This window comes from Pantoea sp. YU22 (genome assembly GCF_003970755.1).
Classification (GTDB): Bacteria; Pseudomonadota; Gammaproteobacteria; order Enterobacterales; family Enterobacteriaceae; genus Pantoea; species Pantoea piersonii.
The window spans coordinates 1-21,487 of record NZ_RYDU01000015.1 but is presented as its reverse complement, the minus strand read 5'-3'; the positions used below and the strand labels follow the sequence as shown (position 1 = coordinate 21,487).

At 60.0% G+C, this 21,487-nt stretch carries 21 protein-coding genes; 7 read left to right on the top strand and 14 right to left on the bottom strand.

Features of this window, described 5'->3' with window-relative positions; genetic code table 11:
• The first annotated feature begins 196 nt into the window (after positions 1–196).
• From EKL29_RS17740 to cmoB, 4 genes are all read left to right on the top strand, one after another.
• Entirely contained in the window at positions 197–1,018 is an 822-nt protein-coding gene (locus tag EKL29_RS17740) for a DUF72 domain-containing protein (RefSeq protein WP_120453829.1), read from the top strand.
• A gap of 15 nt (positions 1,019–1,033) precedes the next feature.
• Positions 1,034–1,429 (top strand): MAPEG family protein, encoded by a 396-nt coding sequence (locus EKL29_RS17735; protein ID WP_120453827.1) that lies wholly within the window; start codon positions 1,034–1,036, stop codon positions 1,427–1,429.
• A gap of 80 nt (positions 1,430–1,509) precedes the next feature.
• On the top strand, positions 1,510–2,238 hold the full coding sequence (gene cmoA, locus EKL29_RS17730) for a carboxy-S-adenosyl-L-methionine synthase CmoA (RefSeq protein WP_126690342.1): 729 nt from the start codon (positions 1,510–1,512) through the stop codon (positions 2,236–2,238).
• A complete protein-coding gene (gene cmoB / locus EKL29_RS17725; RefSeq protein WP_126690341.1) occupies positions 2,235–3,203 on the top strand; it encodes a tRNA 5-methoxyuridine(34)/uridine 5-oxyacetic acid(34) synthase CmoB in 969 nt (322 codons plus the stop codon). Before cmoA ends, cmoB begins: the two co-directional genes overlap by 4 nt.
• A 3-nt stretch (positions 3,204–3,206) precedes the next feature.
• Here cmoB and EKL29_RS17720 read toward each other — a convergent pair whose 3' ends face one another.
• From EKL29_RS17720 to cutC, 3 genes are all read right to left on the bottom strand, one after another.
• Positions 3,207–3,833 carry a LysE family translocator gene (locus EKL29_RS17720; RefSeq protein ID WP_120453821.1) on the bottom strand — a complete coding sequence of 209 codons (627 nt, stop codon included), beginning with the start codon at positions 3,831–3,833 and terminating at the stop codon, positions 3,207–3,209.
• 78 nt (positions 3,834–3,911) lie between these two features.
• The gene (locus tag EKL29_RS17715) at positions 3,912–4,757 is read right to left on the bottom strand and encodes a hypothetical protein (RefSeq protein ID WP_126690340.1); all 846 of its coding nucleotides are present in this window, start codon (positions 4,755–4,757) and stop codon (positions 3,912–3,914) included.
• A 259-nt stretch (positions 4,758–5,016) separates the two neighbouring features.
• Entirely contained in the window at positions 5,017–5,769 is a 753-nt protein-coding gene (cutC, locus tag EKL29_RS17705; RefSeq protein ID WP_120453817.1) for a copper homeostasis protein CutC, read from the bottom strand.
• 84 nt (positions 5,770–5,853) lie between these two features.
• Between cutC and EKL29_RS17700 the strand changes: the two genes are divergently transcribed.
• Positions 5,854–6,999, top strand: coding sequence for a MalY/PatB family protein (locus EKL29_RS17700; protein WP_126690338.1), 1,146 nt, complete (start codon positions 5,854–5,856; stop codon positions 6,997–6,999).
• Here the strand turns inward: EKL29_RS17700 and EKL29_RS17695 are convergent.
• Complete coding sequence (locus EKL29_RS17695) at positions 6,996–7,562, bottom strand: VOC family protein (protein ID WP_120454208.1); 567 nt, start codon at positions 7,560–7,562, stop codon at positions 6,996–6,998. The two genes, EKL29_RS17700 and EKL29_RS17695, sit on opposite strands and share 4 nt — an antisense overlap.
• Positions 7,563–7,870: 308 nt before the next feature.
• Between EKL29_RS17695 and EKL29_RS23375 the strand changes: the two genes are divergently transcribed.
• Together EKL29_RS23375 and argS are read left to right on the top strand one after the other, a co-directional pair.
• Positions 7,871–7,993 carry a hypothetical protein gene (locus EKL29_RS23375; RefSeq protein ID WP_255729570.1) on the top strand — a complete coding sequence of 41 codons (123 nt, stop codon included), beginning with the start codon at positions 7,871–7,873 and terminating at the stop codon, positions 7,991–7,993.
• Between the two features lie 197 nt (positions 7,994–8,190).
• Positions 8,191–9,921 (top strand): arginine--tRNA ligase, encoded by a 1,731-nt coding sequence (argS, locus tag EKL29_RS17690; protein WP_120453813.1) that lies wholly within the window; start codon positions 8,191–8,193, stop codon positions 9,919–9,921.
• Positions 9,922–10,092: 171 nt separating this feature from the next.
• Here argS and EKL29_RS17685 read toward each other — a convergent pair whose 3' ends face one another.
• From EKL29_RS17685 to EKL29_RS17640, 10 genes are all read right to left on the bottom strand, one after another.
• The gene (locus tag EKL29_RS17685) at positions 10,093–10,497 is read right to left on the bottom strand and encodes a flagellar protein FlhE (protein ID WP_126690337.1); all 405 of its coding nucleotides are present in this window, start codon (positions 10,495–10,497) and stop codon (positions 10,093–10,095) included.
• Positions 10,497–12,590: a flagellar biosynthesis protein FlhA gene (flhA, locus tag EKL29_RS17680; protein ID WP_120453809.1), complete on the bottom strand. Its 2,094-nt coding sequence runs from the start codon at positions 12,588–12,590 to the stop codon at positions 10,497–10,499. The genes EKL29_RS17685 and flhA overlap by 1 nt, the downstream gene beginning before the upstream one ends.
• A complete protein-coding gene (gene flhB / locus EKL29_RS17675) occupies positions 12,583–13,734 on the bottom strand; it encodes a flagellar biosynthesis protein FlhB (RefSeq protein WP_120453808.1) in 1,152 nt (383 codons plus the stop codon). Before flhB ends, flhA begins: the two co-directional genes overlap by 8 nt.
• 158 nt (positions 13,735–13,892) lie before the next feature.
• Positions 13,893–14,537, bottom strand: a complete 645-nt coding sequence (gene cheZ / locus EKL29_RS17670) for a protein phosphatase CheZ (protein WP_120453806.1) — start codon at positions 14,535–14,537, stop codon at positions 13,893–13,895.
• Between the two features lie 9 nt (positions 14,538–14,546).
• Complete coding sequence (gene cheY, locus EKL29_RS17665) at positions 14,547–14,936, bottom strand: chemotaxis response regulator CheY (RefSeq protein WP_120453804.1); 390 nt, start codon at positions 14,934–14,936, stop codon at positions 14,547–14,549.
• A gap of 39 nt (positions 14,937–14,975) precedes the next feature.
• A complete protein-coding gene (locus tag EKL29_RS17660) occupies positions 14,976–16,025 on the bottom strand; it encodes a chemotaxis response regulator protein-glutamate methylesterase (protein ID WP_120453802.1) in 1,050 nt (349 codons plus the stop codon).
• Positions 16,022–16,897, bottom strand: a complete 876-nt coding sequence (gene cheR, locus EKL29_RS17655; protein ID WP_120453800.1) for a protein-glutamate O-methyltransferase CheR — start codon at positions 16,895–16,897, stop codon at positions 16,022–16,024. Before cheR ends, EKL29_RS17660 begins: the two co-directional genes overlap by 4 nt.
• Before the next feature lie 85 nt (positions 16,898–16,982).
• Positions 16,983–18,659, bottom strand: coding sequence for a methyl-accepting chemotaxis protein (locus EKL29_RS17650; protein WP_126690336.1), 1,677 nt, complete (start codon positions 18,657–18,659; stop codon positions 16,983–16,985).
• A 183-nt stretch (positions 18,660–18,842) separates the two neighbouring features.
• On the bottom strand, positions 18,843–20,501 hold the full coding sequence (locus EKL29_RS17645) for a methyl-accepting chemotaxis protein (RefSeq protein WP_126690335.1): 1,659 nt from the start codon (positions 20,499–20,501) through the stop codon (positions 18,843–18,845).
• 194 nt (positions 20,502–20,695) lie between these two features.
• Positions 20,696–21,487, bottom strand: a 792-nt coding sequence (locus EKL29_RS17640; RefSeq protein WP_311779039.1) for a methyl-accepting chemotaxis protein, incomplete at its 5' end; no start/stop codon positions are given.

Below are 21,487 nucleotides of genomic sequence, written 5' to 3'. Positions count from 1 at the left end.
AACTTTGCCGCTGCTGCCTGCAGCATCAGGCCGCGTAACCATTTGAGATGCTGCCGCAAAAAAGGCGGCCATTATAATGGAAAAAGGCAGGCAGGATAAGTAGAGCCGCGCCAAACCGCGCATTTCGTCGTCTGTTTTTCCTCCCCCGGCTAAACAGGCTACTCTAGAGAGCAACGTTCACAGGAAAGGAGAGGCCGTGACCCTTCGTATTGGCCTGCCGCAGTGGCAGCATTCGCACTGGAAACGCTGGGGCATTGAGAGTCTGGCTGATTATGCCCGTCTGTTCCACTGCGTGGAGGGCAACACCACGCTTTATGCGCTGCCCGCGCCCGACACCGTTCAGCGCTGGCGCGATATGACCCATGACGACTTCCGCTTCTGCTTTAAGTTTCCGCAGACCATCAGCCATCGGGCGCAGCTTCAGCACACCGACGACCTGCTGAGTGATTTTTTGCGTCTGCTCGATCCGCTGGCCGACCGCATCGGACAGTACTGGCTGCAGCTGCCTGCCACCTTTTCGCCCGCGCAGCTTGCCGATCTCTGGCGCTTTCTCGATGGTCTGCCGCGCCGCTTCAGCTATGGCGTCGAAGTGCGCCACGCCGCTTTTTTCGCCAAGGGCGAGGCGGAGCGCGCGCTTAATCAGGGCCTGCAGGCGCGCGGCGTCAACCGGGTGATTTTAGACAGCCGTCCGGTGCACGCCTCAACATCGCAAAGCCCCGCAGCCCTGCATGCGCGCGAGCAAAAGCCGCGCGTGCCTCCTCATGCGGTGCGTACCGGCGAGCTGCCGATGGTGCGCTTTATCGGCAGCGACGACGTTGACGAGAGCGACCGATATTTTCAGGTCTGGCGCGAAAAGCTGGCACAATGGCAGGCAGAGGGCGATGCGCTGTTCTTTATCCACACGCCGGATATGGGCCAGGTGTTTCCGCTGGTGCAGCGTTTATGGCCGCAGCTGCAGGCTATCGACGCCGCTATCGGCAGCGGCCCCGCCTGGCCGCAGCAGGCGTCGCTGTTCTGATAAAAGAGGATAAACATGATTAGCGCGTTATATGTGGTACTGGGCGTATTGATGGTGATGAAGTTCGCGCTGGACGTGGTGCGCTATCGTCGTCACTATCGGGTCGCTTTCGGCGACGGGGGCTTTCACGATCTGCGCGTGGCGATACGCATTCACGGCAACGCCATAGAAACCATTCCGCTGGCGCTGCTGCTGCTGGTGATGATGGAGATGAACGGCGCCGATATCTGGATGGTGCATCTCACCGGTCTGATCTTTTTCGCCGGGCGGGTCATTCATGCGCAGGGGCTGCGCCGCAGCGCGCTCGCCGGGCGCAAGTATGGCATGATGCTGACGCTGTTTGCGCTGTGCGGCATGGCGGTGTTTAATCTTATCTATCTGCCCTGGGATCTGGTGCTGACGCTGCATTAACCGGCTGCGGGGGTAAAGGGTGCAGCCCGCCGCACTTTCTGCCAGAATAGCGCCCTTTCCGTTGTCTTTCCGGATTTACTATGTCTGACCGCGATACGCTATTTTCCGCCCCCATCGATAAGCTGGGCGACTGGACCTTTGACGAGCGCGTGGCTGAAGTCTTCCCCGATATGATTCAGCGCTCCGTGCCCGGCTACTCCAATATTATCTCGATGATCGGCATGCTGGCCGAGCGTTTCGTCACGCCCGACAGCCAGGTCTACGATCTGGGCTGCTCGCTTGGCGCCGCAACGCTCTCGGTTCGCCGTAATATCAAAGCGCCCGGCTGCACCATCATCGCCGTGGATAACTCCCCTGCTATGGTCGAGCGTTGCCGCCGTCATATCGACGCCTTTCGCGCCGAGACGCCGGTTAACGTCATCGAAGCCGATATCCGCGACATCGCCATCGAAAACGCCTCGCTGGTGGTGCTTAACTTCACGCTGCAGTTTCTCGAACCGCCTGCGCGCCTGCAGCTGCTGGAGAAAATCTGGCAGGGGCTGAAGCCCGGCGGCGCGTTGGTGCTGTCGGAGAAGTTCAGCTTTGAAGACGCTGAAGTAGGCGAGCTGCTGTTCAATATGCATCATGACTTTAAACGCGCCAACGGCTACAGCGAGCTGGAGATCAGCCAGAAGCGCAGCATGCTGGAGAATGTGATGCTGACCGACAGCGTGGAGACGCATAAAGCGCGCCTGAAACAGGCGGGCTTCTCTCACGCGGAACTCTGGTTCCAGTGCTTTAACTTCGGTTCGCTGGTGGCGTTGAAATGATTGAGTTTGGTCGTTTTTATCAGCAAATCGCCATTGGCCCCCTCGCCAGCTGGCTGGAAGTGCTGCCGGCGCAGATCGCCGCCTGGCAGAAAGAGAACCTGCATGGCCTGTTCCGCAACTGGGAGAGGTCGGTTGAGCACCTGCCGCTGTTGCAGCCGCAGCAGCTTGACCTGCTGCACAGCGTCAGCGCGCACCACGACGATCTCAGCGACCGTCAGCGTCAGGGCATCGAGAAACTGCTGCGCAACCTGATGCCGTGGCGTAAAGGCCCCTATTCGCTCTACGGCACTGAGATCGATACAGAATGGCGTTCCGACTGGAAGTGGCAGCGCGTCGCGCCGCACATCTCGTCGCTGGCGGGTCGAACCGTGCTGGACGTCGGCTGCGGCAGCGGCTATCACATGTGGCGCATGGTGGGCGCAGGCGCACATCTGGTGGTCGGCATCGATCCGATGCAGCTCTTCCTCTGCCAGTTCGAAGCGGTGCGCAAGCTGCTGGGCGACGACCGACGCGCCCATCTGCTGCCGCTCGGCATTGAGCAGCTGCCGACGCTGCAGGCGTTCGATACCGTTTTCTCTATGGGCGTGCTCTATCATCGCCGTTCGCCGCTCGATCACCTGCTTCAGCTGAAAAATCAGCTGGTAAGCGGCGGCGAGCTGGTGCTGGAAACGCTGGTGATCGAAGGAGATGAGCGGGATGTGCTGGTGCCTGGGGAACGCTACGCGCAGATGCGTAACGTTTACTTTATTCCTTCGGCGCTGGCGCTGAAGAGCTGGCTGGAGAAGTGCGGCTTTGTCGACGTGAAGATTGTCGACTATGCGATAACCTCCACCGACGAGCAGCGCCGCACCAGCTGGATGACCAGCGAATCGCTGGCGGAATTCCTCGACCCGCAAGACGCCAGCAAAACGGTGGAAGGCTACCCGGCGCCGCTGCGCGCGGTGCTGGTCGCCACCAAACCCTGAGCCTTAGCGGCGAGAGAGTGCCAGCTTCGCCGCGAAGCCGATAAACACCATGCCCGTCAGGCGGTCCATCACTTTAAGCACCGCCGGGCGGCGCAGGTGTGCGGCGAAGTAGTGGCTGCCGCCGATCAGTACGGCATTCCACAGCAGGCCAATCGCAACATGCATCAGCGCCATCAGGCTGCACCAGAGGGCCACCGACGCGCCCGCCGGAATAAACTGCGGCATAAAGGTGACGTAAAACACGCCGATTTTTGGATTAAGCAGATTGCCGAACAGGCCGCGGTTAAAGCAGCTGAAATAGCTCTGCTGTGCCACTTCGGCTGCCGTTTCATCCTGCGCCTGCGTCCGGGGATTAAGCAGCAGTTTGACGCCGAGATAGAGCAAATAGGCCGCGCCGACCCACTTCAACAGGTTATAGGCCATTTCCGACGCCAGCAGCAGCGCGCCGAGGCCAAAGCCTACCGCTACGCCCCACACCAGACAGCCGAGATTAATGCCGAGGGCCGTTGCGCTGGCGCGTCGCCAGCCCTGCGCGGCGGCGGTACGCAGCACCAGCGCCGTATCAAAGCCCGGCGTCAGCGTCAAAATGGTAATGGCGAAGAGAAACGAGAAAAGTAAGGTGGCGGTCATGAGCATCTCCCTGAAATATTGCCGCTTACCCTAACAAATTTTTCAGGCGATAGCAGCGCGACAGGCGCATTTTGCGCACTACTCCGCCTCGGCAGGACGATCCCAGTATTGATATTTGTAGGCGGCGCTGAGGTGCCGCTCAATCGTGCCTTTCTCGAATATTTCGGTTTCATGCAGATAGCTTAAGGTGCAGTTACCGACCTCATCCCACAGCTGACACTCATCGACCGTTCGCAGCGAGCTGACCGGCGTGGTGGCGGTGCCGTGTAGCTGCCATTCACGGAAGTTTTTATCGTAGGTATAACGATCTTTACTGCGCGCCGTTACCGCGCTGACGACCTGCCCCTGCGGATTCCAGTGCCAGCTGCTTTCGCCGTTGGTCAACGCATCGGTGCCGCGCGAAACGCTTTTCGTCAGCCGCAGCTGTGCGTCGTAGCGATAGGTCGTATCGGTAAAGCCGCTTTTGCCCATGCTGGTGAATTTATCGGACGCGGTGACGATATTGCCGTGTCGGCCGGTAAGCCAGCTAATCGTGCCCTGGCGGTTATCGACCACCTGCTCTTTCCCCTCTTTCAGCACCTTTACCAGATAGGCGTACTCCGCCACCCAGCCGCCCTGCACGCGCGCGATATGTTGCTCCATGCTCAGGGTGACGTTGTGCTCTTTTTTATCGAAAGTGACGTCGGCAACCAGCAAAATACCGCAGGGATCGAACTGCCCCAGCACCCGTTTTTGCGAATCCACATCTTTGCCGAACTCGCCAGCGATGACCTGCCGCACCGCGCCTTTGGCGCTGCCGCCCAGCATAATCCAGCTGTTGCTGCTGGCTACGGCCTTGCTGTGTGGGCCGCAGGCAGCGGCCCACAGCGAGTGGGAGACGAAAAGCGAACCCAGAGTAAGCGCCGCAATCAGAGAGCGTTTCATGGTGTAACTCCCAGAGATCTCAATAACCTGAGTGTAACCTTATTGGCGGCAACTGGCGCACTCTGGTGAGGTTTGAGCAAAATTATCCTGAAAAAGGCGCGACAGCCTGGAACCAAACCCTGAGGGAAAGACGGCGGCAACCTGCGCCCGGCAGAAAATATTTAACCGCGGATAAAAAGAACCCCAGCAAGATGGCTGGGGTTTGGTACTTGCAAACATCACGTCATAAGGCGTGCTGCGCGGCAAAATCTGTGGTGATTCAGGCTACCCTGACGGTATTGAGCTGCATCACGCTTTTCATGGCTTCCACCACATCGCTATCCACGCAGTAACGGCTGAACTCATCCATTTCGGCTTCGGAACACATGGAGACACCGGCTTTACGGTAACGCATCGGTGAGGTTACGAGGCGGCTGGCAGAGCTGTGAACCTCGCTAAGTCCGCTGTCCAGGAACTTTTGCAGGTTACTGAGGCGTACGCCAGCACCAGCCATAATGATTGGACCTTCGCTCTGTTCATTAAGTTCCCTTAATAAAGCAATTCCGTTTTCCGCGCTCTGCTGCTGGCCGGAGGTCAGAATGCGCGCCACACCCAGCGCCGTTAATTCTTCCAGCGCGCGGTTTGGACTGTGGCACAGGTCGAAAGCGCGATGAAACGTCACCTGTACACCGTCGCACAGCGCCATAATCTGCCGCATGCGCGAGCGATCGATATGCGCCTCCTCATCCAGCATGCCAATCACCAAGCCAGGAAATCCCATTTCGCATATTCTCGCCACGTCGGATTTCATGATTTCGAATTCACGCGCGGTATAGCAAAAGTCGCCGCCGCGCGGTCGGACGATAGGATGAACCGGAATCGATATTTCACGTCGTGCCGCCTCCAGTGAACCGGCGGAAGGCGTCAGGCCGCCTTCGCGCGGTCCGGCGCACAGCTCAACGCGGTCGGCGCCGGCCTGCTGCGCCGTCATGGCGCAATCCACGCCGTAGCAGCAAATTTCCAGTGTGGTCATCAGTTCCTCCTTTCATGACGTCTGGCTCGACACAGGGCGATAAGATAGTCTGATTACAAAATCAGTTTACGTGGAAAACAGCACATGGCATTTAATTTTGACCAACGGATAGACCGTCGTCACAGCGATAGCCTGAAATGGAACAAATATAGTGACCAGGATGTGCTTCCACTGTGGGTAGCGGACACCGATTTTCGCTCGCCGGAGTGCATTATCGAGGCCATAAAAAACCGCGCCGATCATGGCGTTTTTGGTTATGGCGGGCGACCAACGGGATTGACAGAGGCGGCGATCGCGCGCTTTGAGCAGCGCTACCAGTGGAAAGTAGAGCCGGAGTGGATTGTGGTGCTGCCCGGCGTGGTGAGCGGGCTTAATCTGACGGTGCGCGCCATGACCCTGCCCGATGAGCGTTCGATCGCCCCTTCACCCATTTATCCGCCGTTTCGCGGCGCGGCAAAGCTGGCGGAGCGCGAGCAGATCCATGTGCCGCTGACGCTGCAGGCGGGACGCTGGGTAGTTGACCTCAGCCAGGCGGCGTCCCTGCTTAACGGCAAAGAGAAGCTGTTACTGTTGTGCAACCCGCAAAATCCCGGCGGTACGGTCTATCGCCGCGACGAGCTGGAAGCGCAGCTGGCCTTTGCCCGTCAGCACGATTTGATCGTCTGTTCTGATGAGATCCACTGCGATCTGCTGCTGGAGCCTGGCGCGCGCCATATCCCCTTCGCCAGCCTGAGTGAAGACGCCGCACAGCGCAGTATTACGCTGATCTCTCCCTCCAAGAGCTTCAATATCGCCGGGCTTGGCGCCTCGCTGGCGATTATTCCCAATGCTGAACTGCGGGCGCGCTTTAAACAGGCGCGCTACGGCATCGTGCCCGAGGTCGATATTCTGGCGCTGGTCGCCGCCGAAGCGGCCTGGCGCGGCGGTGATGACTGGCTGGACGCGCAGCTCGCCTATCTGCGCATTAGCCGCGACCGGCTGCATGCCGCCGTCAATGCGCTACCGGGGCTGTCGATGGCCCGGCCGGAGGCGACCTATTTAGGCTGGATAGACTGTCACGGGCTGGATGTCGCCAGCCCGGCGCTCTATTTTGAAAAATGGGGCCTGGGCTTTTCACCCGGACGCGATTTCGGCGACGACCGCTTTGTGCGCTTTAACTTCGGCTGCACGCACGCCACGCTGGAAGAGGCGCTCATCCGACTGCGCGCCGCCATCGCCGCGCGCGCTTAACCCGCCTCGCTGGCGACAATCTCCTCCAGCCGCCACGGATGAAACTTTATCGTGGTTTGCCCGTCGGTCACCGCCAGGGTTGGGTTAGGTAGCCGATCGCTTTCGCCCTTTGGCGAGCTGGTTTTGAATGAGATGCCCGGCTGCGTCAGCGCATCGTCGCTAAGCAGCGCCATCGCGCGCACGCCCAGCGTCTGGTGATCGCCGCGCAGCACAATTTCCACATGCTCAAAGCCTTCGTGGCGATAGCGCTTCTCCCCCGGCCAGGGCAGTTCGATAACGTCCAGCTGCCAGCCGTTGAGCAGCAGTGGCTGATGCAGTTTAAACAGGCAGACAGGCCGCCCGTTTATCATCGCCTCGGAAAACAGCGTTCCGATCTTCAATAGTCCTTCTTTCCAGCGTTCGGCAGTGCTGTTTTGATGACAGCGTACCGCGATATGGTCAGCCTCAAGCGCCGCTAAGTTTAATCCGAGGCGGTCTGCGAATTGTTGCAGTGAAGCGCTGAAGCGCGCCAGATCCTTCTCTAAGTCCTGTAATTCAGAGGGAAATGTTGGGTTGGAAATCATAAAACGTCTCTGTTTGTTTAAGTTTTTTAATAAATACAAAGTCCCGCCAGCCCTGCTTCGGCTGCGATAAGATGTTAAGAATCATCCGATTTGACCGTAATTTTGCAGCAAAACCACGTAATAAGCCCTTTTAATTCGGATTTATCCCGACTTCAGGTCCAGCAGTTGCTGGATGAAAGTGACCTAAGTTACTGATAATTATCATATTCATTAATACAATAAGATAACTCTTATTTGCCAGCCAAACAATTGCAGCCACACCGCCTTTCTTATAGATTTGACCTAACACAACTACAAGGAATGGCTCTATGTTCATGCTCATTGTTGTCGCAGTCCTGATCGCACTGATGGGATTTGCAATTTCCCGCCACTGGAAGGTGCGTGAAGACAAAAGCGTCAAAAATCCACGTCGTCATCTTCGCCGTCGCTAATCTCCGTTTCGGGAAACCGGCCTGACGCCGTTTCCCCGCACGCTCTCTTGCGCGGCGGCTGCTGACGCAACGAGACATTTCACGTATACTTCCCCTCTTCTTTTTTCCATTCTGCGCGGCCTGCGGGCGCGTCGGCAGGATGAGGACAACGGCTCGCTGCGCGGCAGACGGGCCTTTTAGCAGATGAAGGTAATGCGGTGAATATTCAGGCTCTTCTTTCCGAAAAAGTCAGTCAGGCGATGATTTTAGCCGGTGCGCCGGTCGACTGCGACCCCCAGGTTCGTCAGTCCGCCAGGGTTCAGTTTGGGGATTATCAGGCGAACGGCATTATGGCCGTCGCAAAAAAGCTGGGTCAGGCGCCGCGACAGCTGGCTGAAAGCGTGATTACGCATCTTGACCTGAAAGGCATCGCCAGCAAAGTGGAGATCGCCGGGCCGGGCTTTATCAATATTTTTCTCGACCGCGACTGGCTGGCCGCACAGGCGAAACTGGCGTTAACGCAGCCGCGCCTGGGCGTTGCCGCCGTTGAACCGCAAACTATCGTTGTTGACTACTCTGCGCCGAACGTGGCGAAAGAGATGCACGTCGGCCATGTACGCTCCACCATTATCGGCGACGCCGCGGTGCGCACGCTGTCGTTTCTTGGTCACAACGTCATCCGCGCCAACCATGTCGGCGACTGGGGCACCCAGTTCGGCATGCTGATCGCCTACCTTGAGAAGCAGCAGAACGAGCATCATGAAGATATCGCGCTGGCTGACCTCGAAGCCTTCTACCGTGAAGCGAAACGCACCTACGACGAAGACGAAGCTTTCGCCGAGCGCGCGCGCGCCTATGTCGTTAAGTTGCAGGGCGGCGACGAATATTGCCGCGCCATGTGGAAGAAGCTGGTCGATATTACCATGGGCCAGAACCAGCTGATCTACGACCGACTGAACGTGACCCTGACGCGCAAGGATGTAATGGGCGAAAGCCTCTATAACGATATGCTGCCGGGCATCGTCGAGGATCTGCGCGCCAAAGGGCTGGCGGTGACCAGCGAAGGCGCGACCGTCGTGTTCCTGGACGAGTTCAAAAATAAAGAAGGCGAGCCGATGGGGGTCATCATTCAGAAGAAAGATGGCGGCTACCTTTACACCACGACCGATATCGCCTGCGCAAAATATCGCTATGAGACGCTGCATGCCGACCGCGTGCTTTACTACATCGATTCGCGCCAGCACCAGCATCTGCAGCAGGCATGGACCATCGTTCGCAAGGCGGGCTATGTGCCGGAATCTGTTCCGCTGGAGCACCACGCTTTCGGCATGATGCTGGGCAAAGATGGCCGTCCGTTCAAAACCCGCAGCGGCGGCACCATTAAACTGGCCGATCTGCTGGAAGAGGCGCACGATCGCGCGCTGACGCTGGTGCGCGAGAAGAACCCGGAAATGGATGAAGCGGAGCTGCAGCAGCTGGCGGAAGTGGTCGGCATCGGCGCCGTGAAGTATGCCGATCTGTCGAAAAGCCGCACCACCGATTACATCTTCGACTGGGACAACATGCTGGCGTTTGAGGGCAATACCGCGCCTTATATGCAGTACGCCTATACTCGCGTGCTCTCGGTGTTCCGTAAAGCGGGCGTCGAGGTTGACAGCATTGACGCGCCACTGGCAATTACCGAAGATCGCGAAGCGCAGCTGGCGACGCGCCTGCTGCAGTTTGAAGAAACCATCATTCAGGTGGCGCGCGACGGTACGCCGCATGTTATGTGCGCCTATCTCTACGATCTGGCGGGGCTCTTTTCTGGCTTCTATGAGCACTGCCCTATCCTCAGCGCGGAAGATGAGGCCACGCGCCAGAGCCGCCTGCAGCTGGCAGCGCTGACGGCGAAGACGCTGAAGCAGGGCCTTGATACCTTAGGTATTAAGACCGTAGAACGGATGTAACAAACGGCTAAAAGGTTTAGCGAGCGGATAGCATGGACTGAAGAGCAAAGCGTCCCGCGACAGGGATGTCGCGGGCCGAGCGCGCAGGGATGCCTTGAGCGACTTTGCGATCAGACCATGCTATCCGCGTCTGCGTCTGAGCCACAAAAAACCCCGCTTCGGCGGGGTTTTTTAGTTCTGGTAATTGACCATCACTTCGCTGCTCAGCACCTGCAGGCCCGGCGGCAACGCCCCCCTGCCCGCCACGCCAAACACCATATAGAGCGTTTCGCCCGCGTCGAGCTGCGCCAGTTCACGCGTCGCGCCGCTACTGCCCTCCAGCGTGGCGCAACGCTGCGCGCCGCACAGCCTGACCTGTAAACCCGACGGCGCAGGGCCGGTGAGCTGATAACGCCAGTTAATAATATTAACCGAGCCGGAAATCCCCGGCGGCGCGCGCAGCGGCTTTGATCTGACCCAGCCGCCACGGTTGCTTAACGCCGGGCCGCTGACGCTGGCCTGCCACGCGCCCGAGGCAGCGTAAAGCGGCAAAGCTGTCAGCGACAGCAACGCCAGTCCCCAGCACCAGCGGCGCATTATTTGCCTCCAATGGTGGCGGTCATACGGATCTGGCGATTGTCGGTCAGCTCCATATTGGAGAGCACCACCAGCTGCGGCAGATTGCGGCGCAGGAAGCGTGCCAGCAGGGCGCGCAGCGGATGGTTGACCAGCAGCACCGGCGGCGCGCCCAGCATCTCCTGACGCTGCAGCGCGGCCTGCGCCTGCTCCAGCAGCCGGTCGGCCAGACCCGGCTCCAGCCCGCCGCCGCCCTGCAGTGCCTGCAGCAGCAGACGCTCCAGCGTGGTATCAAGGCCGATAACCTGCACTTCGTCATTGCCAGGGAACCACTGCTGCGTAATGGCGCGGCCCAGAGCCACGCGCACTACGCTGGTCAGTTCCTGCGGATCGTTCTGCACTGGCGCGTGCTCCGCCAGGGTTTCGATAATCGTACGCATATCGCGGATCGAGACGCGCTCGGTCAGCAGGTTTTGCAGCACCTTGTGCAGCGTGGTCAGGGTAATCACGCCCGGCACCAGATCTTCCGTCAGCTTCGGCATCTCCTGACTGACGCGATCGAGCAGCTGCTGCGCCTCCTGACGGCCAAAGAGCTCACTGGCGTACTGGCCAATCAGATGGTTCAGGTGCGTCGCCACCACGGTGCTGGCTTCCACCACGGTAAAGCCCTGGATCTGCGCCTGCTCTTTCAGCGCGCTGTCGATCCAGATGGCGGCCAGGCCGAATGCCGGATCGACAGTCGCCTCGCCCGGCAGCGTGCCCGCCGCCGTTCCCGGGTTGATCGCCATCCAGCGGCCAGGATAGGCGTCGCCGCTGCCAATCTCGACCCCTTTCATCAGAATGCGGTAGCGCGCGGGCGGCAGCTCCATATTGTCGCGGATATGCACCACCGGCGGCAGAAAGCCGACATCCTGCGCCACCTTTTTACGGATGCTGCGGATACGACCCAGCAGCTCGCCGTTCTGCGCGTGATCGACCATCGGGATCAGACGATAGCCGACTTCCATCCCCAGCGTATCCTCCAGCTGGACGTCGGTCCAGGAAGCCTCGGTGCTGGCTGGCGTATCTGAAGGTTTCATGATAGAGCTGCTGGCGGCTTCCGGGTTCTTCTTCGCTTCCATCTCGCGGCCGCGCATCCACCATGCCAGGCCGAGCAGTGCGGCGGTAAAGAGCAGGAACACAAAGTTCGGCATGCCGGGCACCAGGCCCAGCAGGCCGAGCACGCCGGCGCTCAGCAGCATTACGCGCGGGTTTTTGAACAGCTGCCCCACCATCTGCTCGCCGACATCCTGATCGGTGCCGACGCGGGTCACAATGACGCCCGCCGCGGTGGAGATCACCAGCGCCGGGATCTGCGCCACCAGACCGTCACCGATAGTCAGCAGCGTGTAGGTTTCCGCAGCATGGCCGATATCCATACCGTGCTGAACGACGCCCACCAGCAGACCGCCGATGATATTGATGACCATGATAAGAATGCCGGCGATGGCGTCGCCGCGTACGAACTTACTCGCACCGTCCATTGAGCCGTAGAAATCTGCTTCCTGCGTCACTTCGGTACGTCGCTTTTTCGCCTCCTCTTCGCCGATCAGGCCCGCGTTGAGATCGGCGTCGATCGCCATCTGTTTACCCGGCATGCCGTCCAGCACGAAGCGCGCGCCCACTTCCGCGATACGCCCCGCACCTTTGGTGATAACCATAAAGTTAATGACCACCAGGATGACGAACACCACGATACCGATGGCGAAGTTGCCGCCGACGAGGAAGTGGCCGAACGCCTCTACCACGCGTCCAGCTGCGCCGCCGCCAGTATGGCCTTCCATCAGGATGATACGCGTCGAGGCGACGTTCAGCGCCAGCCGCAGCAGCGTCGAGAAAAGCAGAATGGTGGGAAAGGCAGCGAACTCCAGCGTGCGCTGGGTGAACATCGCCACCAGCAGCACCATAATCGAGAGCGCGATATTAAAGGTGAACAACAGATCGAGGATGAAGGCGGGCAGCGGCAGCACCATCATCGACAGGATCATCATAATCAACACAGGACCGGCAAGCACCTGCCACTGTGTCTCTTTCAGGTTGTTCGGTAAACGCAGTTTTGCGGCCAGGTTAGCCATCGTTTCGCTTCTCTCCTGCAAAGTCCATCTCTGCCGGAACCGGCAGGTTTTTCGGTTTGTTCGGGATCAGGCCGCCTTCGCGCTTCCAGCGACGCAGCTGCCAGACCCAGGCCAGCACTTCCGCCACCGCCGCATAGAGCGCGCCGGGGATCTGCTGACCAATCTCAGTATGCCGGTAGAGCGCGCGCGCCAGCGGCGGCGCCTCCAGCAGCGGAATGCGGTGTTCTGCGGCAAGTTCGCGGATCTTTAACGCCACCTCGCCCGCCCCTTTCGCCACGACTTTCGGCGCGCTCATTTTTTTCTCGTTGTACTGCAGCGCCACGGAGTAGTGCGTCGGGTTGGTAACGATAACGTCAGCTTTAGGCACATCGGCCATCATGCGGCGGCGCGCGGCGGCGCGCATCGCCTGGCGAATGCGCCCTTTAACGTGCGGGTCGCCTTCCTGCTGTTTGAATTCGTCGCGGATCTCCTGGCGCGACATGCGCAGCTTTTTGTAATAGCTGTAGAGCTGCCAGAAAACGTCGTAGCCCACCATGGGGATCAGGCCCAGGATCACCAGCGAACAGCAGGCGGCGATCATCCCCAGCCCGTGCATCAGCGCATTGGAGGGCGACTGGCTGATCAGACGCAGCATCTCGCTCCAGTGCGACCAGATGTACCAGCCACCGACGCTCCCCACCAGCACCGCTTTCAGAATGCCTTTGAACAGCTCGGTCCAGGCCTGGGCGGCGAACATGCGGGAAAAACCCGGCAGCGGGTTGAGCTTTGTAAAATCCATCTTGATCGATTTGCCACTGATGACGATACCGCCCAGCAGCATCGGCGCGGCGATCGCCACCAGCACCAGCCCGCCCATCAATGGCAACAGCGCCATGACCGCCTGGCCGACCAGGCTGCTGATATGGCCGATGATTAGCTTGCTGTCGTTCACCATGCCGTGGTCGAAACGCAGCCCGGAAGCGACCATCGCGGCCAGCTGGCGCGCCATCAGCGTGCCGCCCAGCCAGAGGGTCAGGAGACCTGCCAGCAGCATCAGCACCGACGTCAGCTCGCGCGAACGCGGAATCTGTCCCTCCTCTCGTGCTTTTTCAAGTCGGTGGGGTGTGGGCGATTCTGTTTTGTCCTCGTCGCTCTCTTCAGCCACGACAAACCTCAGTGGGTAGGAATTCTGAGCACAGCATGCCAAAGTACGCGGCGGTTAAAGCGGGGATTAAGCGGGGAAAAAGCGAGTTAATTTCGCCATAAGGCAAACGCGTATCGATCGGGAGGCGTTGCGCCTCCCGATCGGGGGTAAAACCAGCCTCAGAAACCCAGGCTGTCCAGCAGGTCGTCTACCTGATCCTGACTGGAAACGATGCCCGGCGCATCGGCATGAATTTGCGGGCCATTCAGCAGGCTCGAGCTTTGCTGACGCTGCTCGGCGCTGACTTCCGGCATATTCTCCAGCAGCACCATCAGCAGCTGACGCTCAATTTCCTGAATCACATCCATCATGCGCTTGATCACCTGACCCGTAAGGTCCTGGAAATCCTGCGCCATCATGATTTCGAGCAGCTGCTTGTTGGTAAATGAGGTGTGTCCCGGTACCGCAGAAAGAAACTCGCGAGTATCCGAAACCAACTCACGGGCATCCGCCAGCTCAATCGGGTTCTCAAACCATGCGTCCCAGCGGCCTTTCAGCTGGCTGGCACCAGCCTCCATTTTGTCCTGATGCGGCTGCGCGGCTTCAACGCAGTTAAGGGCGCGGTCGGCAGCCTGCGCGGTCATCTGTACGACATAATCCAGACGGTCACGCGCGTCGGGGATCGCCTCCGCCGCTTCGGCAATCGCCTGGTCCAGTCCCAGTTCACGCAGGCTGTCGCGCAGCATGCGAGTCAGAGATCCGATCCGGGTAATGATGTCTTGCGCCGTGGCGGCATCCTCAGTTGATTTCGGAAGGTCGCTCATCACATCTCCTTACATACCCAGTTTTTCGAAGATTTTGCCTAACTTTTCTTCCAGCGTGGCGGCGGTGAATGGCTTCACCACATAACCGCTGGCGCCGGCCTGCGCGGCCGCGATAATGTTCTCTTTTTTCGCTTCCGCGGTCACCATCAGCACCGGCAGCTGGCCCAGCGTGCCGTCGGCGCGAATGGTCTGCAGCAGCTGCAGGCCATCCATGTTCGGCATGTTCCAGTCGGAGATGACGAAGTCGAAGCCGCCCGCGCGCAGTTTAGAGAGCGCATCAACGCCGTCTTCCGCCTCTTCGACGTTATTGAATCCCAGCTCTTTCAGCAGGTTACGCACAATACGACGCATCGTGTTGAAGTCGTCAACCACCAAAAAGCGCATGTTTTTATCAGCCATAATTACTCCTGTGTTATCTCGCCCGGCAGGACGGGCCTGTTAAATACGCAGTGCCTGTCCGGCGCTAATTTTTGCCAGCATATGCTGGCTGATGTTGCCTAAATCCACGACTTCGCTCACACCGCCGCTGGCGATGGCTTCTCGCGGCATACCAAATACCACGCAGGACGCTTCGCTCTGCGCGATGGTCCAGGCGCCGGCGCGGTGCATTTCCAGCATGCCCGCCGCGCCGTCGTTGCCCATGCCGGTGAGGATGACGCCCACCGCGTTACGTCCGGCGTTGATGGCTACCGATTTGAACAACACATCCACGGAGGGCTTGTGGCGGTTCACCGGCGGCCCTTCATTCAGTTTCACTACATAGTTCGCCCCGCTGCGCGCCAGCTCCATATGCATCGCGCCCGGCGCGATATAGGCGTGCCCTGGCAAAATGCGCTCGCCGTCTTCCGCCTCTTTCACCGTAATCTGGCAGAGCTTGTTGAGGCGCTCGGCGAAGGATTTGGTAAAGCCCGGCGGCATATGCTGGGTGATCATCAGCGCAGGGCTGGTCGGCGGCAGCGGCTGCAGCACGTGGCGAATCGCTTCGGTGCCGCCGGTCGACGAGCCGATGGCGATCAGCTTTTCGCTGCTGAGCAGCGGACCCGCTTTTAAGGTCACCGGCGCCGGCATCGTCGGACGGGCGTGCAGTCGCGCGCGCGCCGCCGCGCGGATCTTGTCGGCGATCATCTGGCTATAGGCCAGCATCCCTTCGCGAATGCCGAGCTGCGGTTTGGTGACGAAATCCACCGCTCCCAGCTCCAGCGCGCGCAGCGTTATCTCCGAGCCTTTGCCAGTCAGTGACGAGACCATCACCACCGGCATCGGACGCAGACGCATCAGTTTTTCCAGAAAGTCGAGGCCGTCCATGCGCGGCATCTCCACGTCCAGCGTCAGCACCTGCGGGTCGTACTGCTTGATTAAATCGCGGGCGACCAGCGGATCGGGCGCGGTAGCCACCATCTCCATATCGGGATGACTGTTGATGATCTCGGTCATCAGCTGTCGCATCAGCGCGGAGTCGTCCACGCACATTACGGTGATTTTGCTCATCGTCTTTCCTTCGTCAGTCCATAGACGGTTTGTCCGCGCAGCCAGAACTCTTTGCTAATCTGACTGAAATTCTCTGAGTGACCGGCAAAGAGCAGACCGCCCGGCTTCAGCAGGGGAACAAACCGACGCAGAATCTTCTCCTGCGTCTCTTTATCGAAATAGATCATTACGTTGCGGCAGAAGATCGCATCAAACGGCCCCGGCAGCGCCCATTCGTTCGCCAGCAGGTTGAGCTGGGCGAAGCTGACGCTGTGCGCCAGTTCCGGGCGTACGCGCACCATCCCGGCATGCGGGCCGGTGCCGCGCAGGAAAAAGCGCTGCAGCTGCTGCGGCGACAACGTACGCAGCTCCTCCTGGCGATAGACGCCGGCGACCGCTTTTTCCAGCACCTGAGTATCGATATCGCTGGCGTGCACCTGAAACTTGCCCGGTCCGGCGCCCAGCGTTTCCGCCAGCGTCATCGCGATCGAGTAAGGCTCTTCGCCGGTCGAGGCCGCCGCGCACCAGACGTTAAAGCTGCCAGAACGCTTGCGCGCATGTTCCGCCAGAATCGGGAAATGGTGTGCCTCGCGGAAAAATGCCGTCAGGTTGGTGGTCAGCGCATTAATAAAGGCCTGCCATTCCGCGCTGTTGACGTCGTTCTCCAGCAGAGCCAGATAGCGGCCAAAGTCATCAATGTTCAGCGTGCGCAGACGACGCACCAGACGGTTGTAGACCATTTCGCGCTTGTGGTCGGCCAGCACAATGCCAGCTCGCTGATAGATCAGCTGGCTGATACGACGAAAGTGTGTATCCGAAAGCGGCAGGCGTTGAACCATCTGCGAGAGCATGGTTGTCGCTTCGTTTTGATCCAGTAGCGTCGATTTCTTCATTTCAGGTCACCTGGCACTGTACTTAATTCATTAGATTCTGCTGCTATGCCGGGCGGCGTTGCCGCCGACCCGGCCATCCAGGCGATTAAAAGGTTTCCCAGTTGTCGTCGCTACGACCGACCGCCGCGCGGGAAGCCGCTACTGGCGCATCCAGACGTAGACTTTTCGACGCCGTAGTTCTGTTAACGGCCTGGCCGACAAATTCTTTACCGATATTGAACACAGAAACCGCCTGTTTCAGTCGGCTGGCCTGATCTTCCAGCGATGCGGCCGCCGAAGCGGACTCTTCCACCAGTGCGGCGTTCTGCTGTGTGACGCGATCCATCTCCGTCACCGCCAGACCGACCTGATCGATGCCGCGGCTCTGCTCGTCCGACGCCGAGGCGATTTCGCCCATGATGTCGGTCACGCGCGTTACCGCGCTGACGATATCGCTCATGGTCTCGCCCGCGGTGCCTACCAGCTGCGAGCCGGCATTAACGCGGTTCACCGAGTCCTCAATCAGTGACTTAATCTCTTTCGCCGCCTGAGCGCTGCGCTGCGCCAGGCTGCGCACCTCGCCCGCCACCACGGCAAAGCCGCGGCCCTGCTCGCCCGCACGCGCCGCTTCTACCGCCGCGTTCAGCGCCAGGATATTGGTCTGGAAGGCGATGCCGTCGATGACGCTGGTGATATCGGCAATCTTCTTCGAGCTGCCGGCGATGTCGCTCATGGTTTTCACCACGCCATCCACCACCTTGCCGCCCTGCTGCGCGGTTTCCGAGGCGTTAAGCGCCAGCTGAGAGGCCTGACGGGCGTTCTCGGCGTTCTGCTTCACGGTAGCGGTCAGCTGCTCCATGCTGGCGGCGGTCTGCTCCAGCGACGCCGCCTGCTCTTCGGTACGGGAAGAGAGATCGTTATTGCCGACGGCGATCTCGCTGGCGCCGGTATAGATGGCGTCTGCGCCGTCGCGTACGGTAGAGACGGTGCGCGCCAGCTCCTGCTGCATATGCTGCAGCGCCCCGAGCAGATCGCCCAGTTCGTTGCGTACGCTAAAGGTAACCGGCTGCGTCAGGTCGCCGCGCGCGATATGGCGGATATGCTCGATGCTCTGCTTCAGCGGAGCGATCAGCGAGCCGCGCATTACCGTCCAGACCAGCAGACTTATCAGCAGTGACAGGATCACCAGGCCGAGCGCCATCATGATGGCGTGGTCGTAAGCGGTGTTATTGGTCTCGACGCCCTGCTGCGCCAGCAGCTGGTTATGACTCTGCCAGGCGTTATAGTCTTTCTGGAATTTATCCTGAAAACCCTGAGTAGGCTGGTCGACGAAACCTTTGAAATTGCCCGTGCCGAGAAAGCCGATCAGCTCGGCCAGCGCATCGCGATAGGCTTTGTAGTTTGCCTGCAGGGCCACCACGTTATCTGCGGTTTTCCCCTGTTCAGATAAGTTCGCGTTAAAGTCGGCGAACCCCTGATCGGCTACCTTCAGCTCCTCGTTGGCCAGCGCTACCAGATCCTGCACCGTCGCGCCGGAACCGGCATGTTGGCTGTCCAGCAGATAGCGGATCCCGGCCCGGTTCAGCGTGTTGCGCGCCTGAACCAGGGAAACCCATGAGGTGCCCATCGCCTGTTGCAACGTCGCGAGACGCTGGTTATAGGCAAAATTCTCTTTGTCGGCTTTCACCGTTTTAAAAAAAGCGCTTCCGGAAACGAGCTGCAGCAGGATAAACAGCGCCAGCACACCCAGCAGGCCAGAGACAACGCGTACTCGATTAAACATAAACACCTCATTGGTTGGCGGAACGCATCAGTTATCGGCGTCAGTGAAGGGATCTTTATGTGGCTAAGGCGGGATTGAAGCCGCAGGCGTTAAAAAAGAGAGGCCGCCCGCATTCGGGTGCGATCGGGGCGGAAACAGGCAGAGATAAAAAGGCCCGCGTCCCTGCGGGCAGAGGGTTCCAGGTTAGAAGGTTTCCCAGTTTTCGCCAGAGGCGGGCGCAGTCAACGCCGGGCGCGCTGGCGCGGCCGTAAGCGCGCGCGCTGGCATGCGCGGCGCCTGGGTGGCGCGCGGGATCTTGAAGACCGCCACCGACTGGCTCAGGCGGCTTGCCTGATCTTCCAGCGACGCGGCCGCCGAGGCGGACTCCTCCACCAGCGAAGCGTTCTGCTGTGTGACGCGATCCATCTCCGTTACCGCCTGTCCGACCTGGTCGATGCCGCGGCTCTGCTCGTCCGACGCCGAGGCGATTTCGCCCATGATGTCGGTTACGCGCGTCACCGCGCCAACGATCTCGCCCATGGTGTCGCCCGCGGTGCCTACCAGCTGCGATCCGGCATTGACGCGATTTACCGAGTCCTCAATCAGCGTCTTGATCTCTTTCGCCGCCTGAGCGCTGCGCTGCGCCAGGCTGCGCACCTCGCCTGCTACCACGGCGAAGCCGCGGCCCTGCTCGCCCGCGCGCGCCGCTTCTACCGCGGCGTTCAGGGCCAGAATGTTGGTCTGGAAGGCGATGCCGTCGATGACGCCGGTAATATCGGCGATCTTCTTCGAGCTGCCCGCAATCTCGCTCATGGTTTTCACCACGCCGTCGACCACGTCGCCGCCTTTACGCGCGGTTTCCGAGGCGCTCAGCGCCAGCTGCGACGCCTGCCGCGCATTTTCGGCGTTCTGCTTCACGGTGGCGGTCAGCTGCTCCATGCTGGCGGCGGTCTGCTCCAGCGACGCCGCCTGCTCTTCGGTGCGGGCGGAGAGATCGTTGTTGCCCGCCGCGATTTCGCTGGCGCCGCTCAGGATGGCGTCGGAGCCGTCGCGCACGTTGCTGACGGTGCTCACCAGCGCCTGCTGCATCTCCTGCAGGCCGTTCGCCAGCTGGCTCATCTCGTTACGTCCTTCCACCGCAATCGGCTGAGTGAGATCGCCCGCCGCAATGGTGCGAATATGGGTCAGCAGCTGACGCAGCGGCTGGATCAGTACATGTCGCAGGCCAAACCAGCAGGCGACGACCACGCCGGTCACCAGCAGCGCCACGGCCGCCAGCAGCCACATCATCTGCACAAACGCACGCTGATTCTGCTCTGCGCCCTGCGCGGCAAGCATCGTCTGCTTCGTGCGCCATTCGCTGTAGGCATCCTGCATATTGGTCTGGATCTGTTCGATATTGAAGCGGAACATCCCTTCCAGATCGCGCGCTTTCAGGCGCTCCAGCATACCGGCCAGACCATCGTGATAGCTGGCGTATTGCGCCTCCAGCTTATCCCGCAGCGCCACGTCAAGGCCGGGCGTAGAGGGCAGATCGTAATAGATTTTGAAGTTGCGATCGGCCTGCGCCAGCTGTTGTTCCGTTTGTTGCACCAGCTGATCTAACTGACCGCCGTTAATCTGCGCCGCCGTGCTGCTCTGCAGCCTCAGCATGGCGCGGTTGAGGGTGATGCGCGTCTGGTTAAGCGCGATCCACGCATCGGTCATCGCCGTCACGTTTTGGGTAGAGACCTGCGCCAGCGCAAAGGCATCTTTATCTTTCTGAAGCGCAGACCAGAACAGCCCGCCCGACGTCAGCTGCAGCAGGCTAAAAATCGCCAGCACGGCGATCAGGCTGGTCACCACTTTAATTCGTTTCAACATATCGTTTTCCCGGGAGTCATAAAAAATCGTGCAGGCTCTCTATCGGCGCAATATCGCCAGATCTGAGCCTGTTTAGCTGTTTTTACCGTTTTGAAGGTTTTGTAAGCGGAACGTGAGGCTGGATTGCATTGAAACGGCTAAAAAAATACCGGGCTAACGCCCGGTATTACTATGCGCCTGTACGCTTAGCCTGATCAGAAGGTTTCCCAGTTGGCATCGCTGCCGGGTGCGGCCAGCGCCTTGCGCGGCGCAGCTGGGCTGGTTACCGGTGCCGCGATCTGGGCATGCCGCGTGCCGCCAGCCGCCACCGCGCGCGGGATCTTGAAGACCGCCACCGACTGGCTCAGACGGCTGGCCTGCGACTCCAGCGAGGCTGCCGCGGCTGCCGACTCTTCCACCAGCGAGGCGTTCTGTTGTGTGACGCGATCCATCTCCGTTACCGCCTGTCCGACCTGGTCGATACCGCGGCTCTGCTCGTCCGACGCCGAGGCGATTTCGCCCATAATGTCGGTCACGCGCGTCACCGCATTGACGATATCGCTCATGGTTTCACCCGCGGTGCCTACCAGCTGCGAGCCGGCATTGACGCGGTTCACCGAGTCTTCAATCAGTGACTTGATCTCTTTCGCCGCCTGGGCGCTGCGCTGCGCCAGGCTGCGCACCTCGCCCGCCACCACGGCAAAGCCGCGACCCTGCTCGCCCGCACGCGCCGCTTCTACCGCCGCGTTCAGCGCCAGGATGTTGGTCTGGAAGGCGATGCCGTCAATGACGCTGGTGATATCGGCAATCTTCTTCGAGCTGCCGGCGATATCGCTCATGGTTTTCACCACGCCGTCCACCACATTGCCGCCTTTTTGCGCCGTTTCCGAGGCGCTCAGCGCCAGCTGAGAGGCCTGACGGGCGTTCTCGGCGTTCTGCTTCACGGTAGCGGTCAGCTGCTCCATGCTGGCGGCGGTCTGCTCCAGCGACGCCGCCTGCTCTTCGGT